This window comes from Rhodococcus sp. EPR-157, assembly GCF_001647195.1.
GTDB lineage: Bacteria > Actinomycetota > Actinomycetes > Mycobacteriales > Mycobacteriaceae > Rhodococcoides.
In genome coordinates this window covers 1-8,009 of record NZ_LVCV01000633.1, presented here as the reverse complement: position 1 = coordinate 8,009, position 8,009 = coordinate 1, and the positions used below count along the sequence as shown (strand labels likewise).

General features: G+C 64.6%; 6 protein-coding genes and 1 pseudogene. 3 read left to right on the top strand and 4 right to left on the bottom strand.

The features are described from left to right. Together A2J03_RS31350 and A2J03_RS26930 are read left to right on the top strand one after the other, a co-directional pair. Positions 1-794, top strand: a pseudogene (locus tag A2J03_RS31350) (PspC domain-containing protein); the annotation flags it as partial. Then, positions 787-1,032 (top strand): hypothetical protein, encoded by a 246-nt coding sequence (locus A2J03_RS26930; RefSeq protein WP_197480990.1) that lies wholly within the window; start codon positions 787-789, stop codon positions 1,030-1,032. The pseudogene A2J03_RS31350 and the gene A2J03_RS26930, both read left to right, overlap by 8 nt. Positions 1,033-1,041: 9 nt before the next feature. On the opposite strand, the gene guaA is transcribed toward A2J03_RS26930, so the two are convergent. The 4 genes from guaA to guaB form a co-directional block, all read right to left on the bottom strand. Continuing rightward, positions 1,042-2,601: a glutamine-hydrolyzing GMP synthase gene (gene guaA, locus A2J03_RS26925; RefSeq protein WP_068380455.1), complete on the bottom strand. Its 1,560-nt coding sequence runs from the start codon at positions 2,599-2,601 to the stop codon at positions 1,042-1,044. A gap of 81 nt (positions 2,602-2,682) precedes the next feature. Then, complete coding sequence (locus tag A2J03_RS26920) at positions 2,683-4,440, bottom strand: GMC oxidoreductase (RefSeq protein WP_068380454.1); 1,758 nt, start codon at positions 4,438-4,440, stop codon at positions 2,683-2,685. A 359-nt stretch (positions 4,441-4,799) separates the two neighbouring features. Then, on the bottom strand, positions 4,800-5,939 hold the full coding sequence (locus tag A2J03_RS26915) for a GuaB3 family IMP dehydrogenase-related protein (RefSeq protein WP_068380447.1): 1,140 nt from the start codon (positions 5,937-5,939) through the stop codon (positions 4,800-4,802). 56 nt (positions 5,940-5,995) lie between these two features. Further along, positions 5,996-7,519, bottom strand: coding sequence for an IMP dehydrogenase (gene guaB / locus A2J03_RS26910; protein ID WP_197480989.1), 1,524 nt, complete (start codon positions 7,517-7,519; stop codon positions 5,996-5,998). Between the two features lie 277 nt (positions 7,520-7,796). On the opposite strand from guaB, the gene A2J03_RS26905 reads away from it, so the two are divergent. Further along, positions 7,797-8,009: DUF5319 family protein (locus A2J03_RS26905; protein ID WP_197480988.1), on the top strand; the 213-nt coding region annotated here is incomplete at its 3' end.

The following is an 8,009-nucleotide window of genomic DNA, read 5'->3' as shown; positions in this document are numbered from 1 at the left end:
CGACGCTGCCCAAGAGTTACGTCCCGACGCCGCCGAAGGCGCCCGACGCGCAGGCCGAGCCGACCACGGTGGATCTGAACAAGTCGAACACGGAATCGACACTTGCCGCGGAACCGACACCACCGTCGTGGGACCCGCTCGGCGTCGCACCCTTCGCCTGGGATCTACCCGAGCCGACTGCGGTACATGTGCCCGACGTGGCGGAGAAGAAGAAGCGATCGCGGTGGACGTCCAGCTTCATCGGACTTGCCCTCCTCGCTACCGCCATCACCGGCGGCGTCGCTGCCGCGACGGGATCGGAATGGTTGACGCCGGCACGCATCGCCGCGGTGGGACTCACCGTCGTCGCCATCGGGCTGCTGCTCGGTGCGTTCCTACGCAAGGGATACGGCTTGCTGATCGTGGCCGGACCGCTGCTCGGCTTCGTCGTCCTCGCATCGATCGTCGGACCGATCTCGTTCAACGATGAATACGCGGGCCAGCAGGTCCACGCGCCGACCACCGTCGCCGAACTGCAATCGAGCTACACCGTGCAATGGGGTGACCTACAACTCGACCTTCGGGGACTGGACCTGACCGAAGACACAACGATCGCCGTCTCTGTCGCCGCAGGCAACGCCACCATCCTGGTACCCGAATCGATGAACATCGTCACCGACTGCGAGGCGGTCTTCGCCGAGGCGTCGTGCGGACCCAGCGGTATTGTCCAACAAGGAAATTCGTCCGAAGATTCACCGATCCTGACAATCGATGGATCTGTCCGGGCCGGAAACCTGGAGGTTGACCGTGGCTGAGACGTGGCAGTACGGAGACAGTGACGAGGACACACCCGAACAGAACAGGGCACGAACCCGCCCATCGGCGCTGCTGTTCCTCGTCGGGTTGGCAGCACTGATCGTCAGCGTCAGCGCCCTGATAGGGCCATCCGCGCTCGAGGCTCTCGGCAACGTCCAGTTCCGCTGGGTGTTCGTCGTCGCAGCCATCGTCGTCGGACTGGCCCTACTGATTGCCCCTAAACGCAAGGGCAAGTAAGGCTCTCGCTCACTCCCACTCGATGGTGCCCGGCGGCTTGCTCGTCACGTCGAGAACGACTCGGTTGACCTCCGACACCTCGTTGGTCACCCGAGTCGAAATGGTCTCCAGCACGTCGTACGGCAACCGCGTCCAGTCCGCGGTCATCGCATCCTCGCTCGATACCGGCCGGAGCACGATGGGATGGCCGTACGTACGACCGTCGCCCTGCACACCGACACTGCGGACGTCGGCAAGCAGGACCACCGGGCACTGCCAGATCTGCTGGTCCAGTCCGGCTGCGGTGAGCTCCTCACGCACGATCGAATCTGCCTGACGCAGCGTCGCAAGACGGTCGCGGGTGATCTCACCGACGATGCGAATCGCCAGACCGGGACCGGGGAACGGTTGCCGGCCGACGATGTCCTCGGGCAGGCCCAGTTCACGTCCGACCGCGCGAACCTCGTCCTTGAACAGAGTCCGCAGAGGTTCGACGAGCTTGAACTGCAAGTCGTCCGGCAGCCCGCCGACGTTGTGGTGGCTCTTGATGTTTGCGGTGCCGGAGCCGCCGCCGGATTCGACCACATCCGGGTAGAGCGTTCCCTGCACCAGGAATTCGACATCGGCGCCGTGGGTAGCGTTCTCCCCCAGCACTTCTGCGACAGCCCCTTCGAAGCTCCGAATGAACTCGCGACCGATGATCTTGCGCTTCTCCTCGGGATCCGACACTCCGTCGAGAGCACCGAGGAACGTATCGACGGCGTCGACGGTGACCAGCTTGGCTCCCGTCGCGGCGACGAAATCCTGCTGGACCTGCTCGCGCTCGCCTTCACGGAGGAGTCCGTGATCGACGAACACACATGTCAGGCGATCACCGATCGCACGCTGCACGAGTGCCGCCGCGACCGCGGAATCCACCCCACCCGACAGTCCGCAGATGGCCTGCCCGGTCGGGCCGACCTGCTCTTGGATCTTCTCGACCAGAGCGTCCGCAATGTTCGCGGCAGTCCACTCTGCCTTGATGCCTGCGGTCTCGTGCAGGAACCGGCTCAACACCTGCTGCCCGTGCGGGGAATGCATCACCTCGGGGTGGTACTGCACGCCGGCGAGTCGACGCTCCGCGTTCTCGAACGCCGCGACCGGCGCACCCGCGCTCGTCGCAGTAACGGTGAATCCCTCCGGGGCGTCGGTGACCGCGTCCCCGTGACTCATCCATACCGGCTGCGTCGCAGGCAGACCGTCGTGCAAGACCCCGCCGTCCACCGACAGCTGAGTGCGTCCGTATTCCCGCGTGCCGGTGTGCGCGACCGTTCCACCGAGCGCCTGCGCCATCGCCTGGAACCCGTAGCAGATGCCGAACACCGGGATGTCTAGGTCGAACACCTTCGCGTCGAGCTCGGGGGCACCCTCGGCGTACACGCTCGACGGCCCGCCGGACAGCACCAGTGCGATCGGGTTCTTCGCGGCGATCTCCTCGACCGTCGCGGTATGCGAAATCACTTCGGAGTACACGTTGGCTTCACGCACACGACGCGCAATCAACTGTGCGTACTGAGCGCCGAAATCTACGACGAGAACTGGCCGGGGCATGGCGGGGTCGGGCTGAAGCGATTCGGTCACCGGGTCAGTCTAGTAGGGCCGAATGCCTGCTGAAGACGCAGCACACATCGATCACGCAGCACCGGTGGTGGCGGGCTTGGCGCTGCGGATCTCGACGATCGGCAGTCGCAGCGCAGCAGGCGCAGAGACCGGCACGACAGGATTGTTCGGTGCGATCGGATCGATCCGCTCGTACGTCGAACCTTGCTGCGGACGCAGGTCCTGCTCACCCTTGTTCGGCCACAGTGCGGCCGAACGCTCGGCCTGCGCACTGATGGTCAGCGACGGATTGACGCCGAGGTTGGCCGATACCGCGGAGCCGTCGACGACGAACATCGTCGGGTAGCCGTAGACGCGGTGATACGGATCGATGACGCCGTGCTCTGCGTCGGATGCAATGGCACATCCTCCGAGGAAGTGCGCAGTGAGCGGAATGTTGAACAGCTCGCCCCACGTTCCGCCCGCGACGCCGCCGATCTTCTTCGCGATGCGACGGGTTGCGTCGTTGCCCTCGGGAATCCACGTCGGATTCGGTTCACCGTGGCCTTGCTTGCTCGAGACCTTGCGACCGAACAAACCACGCTTGGTGAAGGTGGTGATCGAATTGTCGAGGTTCTGCATGACGAGAGCGATGATCGTGCGTTCGCTCCAGTTCTTCGTGTTGACCACGCGGACGAAATCGAGTGGGTGGGAGACGAGGGCGATGAGGAATTTGAGCCAGCGCGGAATCCGCCCGCCGCCGTCGGTCATGAGCGTCTGCAGCAGACCCATCGCGTTGGAACCCTTGCCGTAGCGGACCGGTTCGATGTGAGTGGTAGGCGACGGGTGGAACGACGAGGTGATCGCAACGCCTCGGGTCAGATCCATCTCGGGATCGACCTTCAGTTTCGCGGCGCCGACGATCGACTCGGAGTTGGTGCGGGTGAGCTCACCGAGCGTGTCGGACAACCGCGGCAGCGCACCTTCGTCCTTCATCTTGTGCAGCAGATTCTGCGTGCCCCAAGTGCCTGCGGCCAGCACGACATGGGCCGCTGTGTAGGTCTTCGGATGCTTGCGCACCCACGTACCGGTCCGCTCGGTCGCAACGTCCCACGTCCCGTCCGGCAGTGCGCGAAGACCACTCACCGTGGTCATCGGAATGATGTCCGCACCTGCACTCTCGGCGAGCGCGAGGTAGTTCTTGAGAAGCGTGTTCTTGGCGCCGTGGCGGCAGCCTGTCATGCACTCGCCGCATTCGATGCACCCGGTTCGCTCCGGTCCGACACCACCGAAGTACGGGTCGTCGACCTTCTTGCCCGGCTCGTCGCCGAAGAACACGCCGACGGGCGTCTGAATGAACGTGTCGCCGACGCCCATGTCCTCGGCGACGGACTTCATCACGACATCGGAAGGCGTCATGTGTGGGTTTCGCACCACGCCGAGCATGCCGGTCGCCTGGTCGTAGAACGGCGTGAGCTCGCTGCTCCAGTCGGTGATGTGGGCCCACTGCTTGTCTTTGAAGAACGGCTCGGGCGGCTGGTAGAGGGTGTTCGCGTAGTTCAGCGAGCCGCCGCCGACGCCTGCACCAGCGAGGATGAGGCAGTCGTGCAGAAGATGAACGCGCTGGATACCGAAACAGCCGAGCTTGGGGGCCCAGAGGAATCGCTTCAGATCCCAGCTGGTCTTCGCGAAGTCCTTGTCCTCGTATCGCCGTCCGGCCTCGAGGATGCCGACCTTGTACCCCTTCTCGACGAGGCGTAGCGCCGTCACGCTTCCACCGAATCCAGATCCGACGATCAGAACGTCGTAGTCCGTTGTGCGAGTCTGTGAACTCCGGGTCTGTGAACTCATGGTGACCTCCGCCTCGTACGTACTGCAGCCGGCTTCGCCAGCGCGGCACACACTCCCACTCCGATGTGACTCGAAACACACCATAGATGACAGCAGACCGCGCACTGACTACAACCTTGTGACAGCTGACACAACAAGTCTAGCTGTAACCCTGGGTATCACCAACTGAGGCAAGGCTCAGTCCGTTTGTTCACACCCACACCACACGAGCTGAACGCGCACCTTCCAGCCCAGGCACGCGTTGCAACTTGCGCGCTCGCTGCAACCTGCGCGGCCGGCCGGTCACCCTCCCCGACACCACACCGAAAAGGCGCGTACCCCGACGGATCGGGTACGCGCCTTCGCGAGCTCAGCAGAGATCACGCTCTGACGTTCAGGCCCACCTTCTGGAATTCCTTGAGGTCGGAGTAGCCGGACTTCGCCATCGAGCGGCGCAGTCCGCCCACGAAGTTGATCGAACCGTACGGCTCACTCGACGGCCCGTGCAGCACCTGGTCCAAGCTCGGACGGTCTTCGGTCGCGACAGGGAGTAGCGCTCCTCGCGGCATGGACGGATGCGCAGCCGCCGACGGCCAGTACCACCCGCGGCCGGGAGCCTCGGCAGCGGCAGCCAGCGGTGCGCCGAGTACGGCCGCATCGGCACCACAGGCGATGGCCTTCGCGAGGTCACCGGAGGTGGTGATGTCACCGTCGGCGATGACGTGGACGTAGCGTCCACCGGTCTCGTCCAAGTAGTCCCGACGCGCCGCGGCGGCGTCGGCAATTGCGGTAGCCATCGGAACGCCGATGCCGAGGACCTCGCCGGTCGTGGTGCCGCCCTCGACCGAGCCGTACCCGACGATGACACCTGCGGCTCCTGTCCGCATCAGGTGCAACGCAGTGCGGTGGTCACTGACACCGCCCGCGATGACGGGTACGTCGAGTTCGGCGATGAACGTCTTGAGGTTCAGCGGCTCCTCGTTTCCGTGCGCAACGTGCTCGGCGGAGATGATGGTGCCCGCGATGACAAGCAGGTCGATGCCGGCGGCAACGAGAGCCGGAGTGAGGCTCCTCGCAGACTGCGGACTGACGCGCACGGCGACGGTTACGCCCGACGCCCGTACCTTGGCGACTGCGGCTGCCAACAGATCGGGCTGCAACGGGGCCGCGTGCAACTTCTGGAGGAACGCGACGGGCGCGTCGGCCTCGAAATCGTTCTCGGCGATCGCGACCAGCTCGTCGATCTTTGCCTCGACGTCGGAATGCCGGGCCCACAGCCCTTCACCGTTGATGACACCGAGACCGCCGTGCTTACCCAGCTCGATCGCGAACTCGGGCGATACGAGCGCGTCGGTCGGATGGGCAAGGACCGGGATGTCGAATCGGTAGGCGTCGAGCTGCCAGGCGGTGGACACTTCCTTCGACGACCGGGTACGGCGCGATGGCACGATGTCGATGTCGTCGAGCTGGTAGGTTCGCCGGGCTTCTCTGCCCATGCCGATTTCAACGAGGTCGCGCACGCGCGCCCCTTTCTCGAGAAGTGTCGTGGATCTTCAAGTGCGAGGCCGAAAGCCGGTCAGCGCGTGGAATAGTTGGGCGCTTCGGCCGTCATCGTGATGTCGTGCGGATGGCTTTCCTTCAGGCCCGCAGCGGTGATCTGCACGAACTGTGCATTCTGGAGATCCTCGATGGAGTTGGCCCCGGTATAGCCCATCGCCGCCCGCAAACCGCCGGTCAGTTGATGGATAACCTGGGTCAGTGGTCCGCGGTAGGGAACGCGACCTTCGATTCCTTCGGGCACGAGTTTGTCCTCGGCCAGCACATCGTCCTGGAAGTAGCGGTCCTTGGAGAACGACTTTGCAGCGCCGCGTCCTTGCATCGCTCCGAGCGAACCCATCCCGCGGTAGCTCTTGAACTGCTTGCCACCCACCAGGATCAGTTCTCCAGGCGATTCGGCGGTACCTGCAAGCAGCGAGCCGAGCATCGCGGTCGATGCTCCTGCTGCGAGCGCTTTGGCGATGTCGCCGGAGAACTGGAGTCCACCGTCGGCGATCACCGGCACACCGTGCGGCTTGCACGCGGCGACGGCTTCGAGGATCGCGGTGATCTGGGGTGCCCCGACGCCGGCAACGACACGAGTGGTGCAGATGGAGCCGGGACCGACGCCGACCTTGACGGCGTCGGCACCTGCCTCGACGAGTGCGAGCGCACCGGCCCGAGTCGCCACGTTGCCGCCGACGACCTGAACTCGTTCTCCCACCTCGGCTTTGAGCTTGCTGACCATCTCCAGGACCTGCGAGTTGTGCCCGTGCGCGGTGTCGACGATGAGGACGTCGACGCCTGCATCGGTGAGCGCCATCGACCGTGCCCACGCATCCTGACCGACACCGACCGCAGCACCGACCAGCAGACGCCCGTCGCGGTCCTTGGTGGCGTCGGGGTGCTGTTCGGTCTTGACGAAGTCCTTGACGGTGATGAGCCCGGTGAGTGCGCCCTGCCCGTCGACGATGGGCAGCTTCTCGATCTTGTGGCGACGCAGCAATCCGAGGGCAGCCTCGGCCGTGACGCCCTCCCGAGCGGTGATGAGGGGTGCCTTGGTCATCACGTCGGCGACGCGGCGGTTCTGGTCGACCTCGAAACGCATGTCGCGATTGGTGATGATGCCGACGAGCGCGCCGGTCTCGTCGGTGACCGGAAGACCTGAGATCCGGAAGCGGGCACACATGGCGTCCACCTCGGCGAGGGTGTCGGTCGGCTTGCAGGTGACCGGGTCGGTGACCATTCCTGCTTCGGATCGCTTCACCGTCTCGACCTGAGACGCCTGATCCTGCAGCGACAAATTGCGATGCAGGACACCCATGCCACCTGCGCGGGCCATGGCGATGGCCATCCGCGCTTCGGTCACGGTGTCCATCGCGGAGCTGACGAGTGGAACTCGCAACCGAATCTCGCGGGTTATCTGGCTCGAGGTGTCCACTGCACTCGGAATGAGATCCGATGCAGCGGGCAACAGCAGAACATCGTCGAAGGTCAGACCGAGCATGGCGACCTTGTTCGGGTCGTCGCCACCGGTACGGACATGTGCTCCGGAACTACTCATGCGGTTCTGGCCCTCCCTAGAGCCTGGGTGCATCTCTTCGACGCACGAACGATGCGGAAGAAAGGCGTGTGTTCGAGAACGGATGGAGAACAAAGACGCGTGCGCTCGCTCGGCCGCACGCCTTCTGTCCATGGTATCGCCTGTAGATCAACCAGCGTGAACGCGCACCACGAAGGGTCGACGAACCCCCGTGAACCACCCGAAGAATTCGGATGGGTCGGTGTGTCGGACGACGAACGGCTGGCGCAGACCCACCAGTCCTGCGTACCGTGGAGGTGTGCGCGATCAATTGCCTCCAGGTCTACCGCCGGATCCATTCGCCGGTGACCCCGCCGACCCTTCGGCCGCTCTCGACGCGATCGAGCCCGGACAACCGCTCGACCCGCAAGAGCGGCTTGCAGTCGAGGAAGACCTAGCAGACCTCGCGGTGTACGAGGCACTTCTCGGACACCGCGGGATTCGTGGTCTCGTCGTCTGCTGCGAAGACTGC

Coding starts and splice junctions, on each gene's coding strand:
- guaA (WP_068380455.1), bottom strand. CDS start 2,601: ATGCCCCGGCCAGTTCTCGTCGTAGATTTCGGCGCTCAGTACGCACAG.
- A2J03_RS26920 (WP_068380454.1), bottom strand. CDS start 4,440: ATGAGTTCACAGACCCGGAGTTCACAGACTCGCACAACGGACTACGAC.
- guaB (WP_197480989.1), bottom strand. CDS start 7,519: ATGAGTAGTTCCGGAGCACATGTCCGTACCGGTGGCGACGACCCGAAC.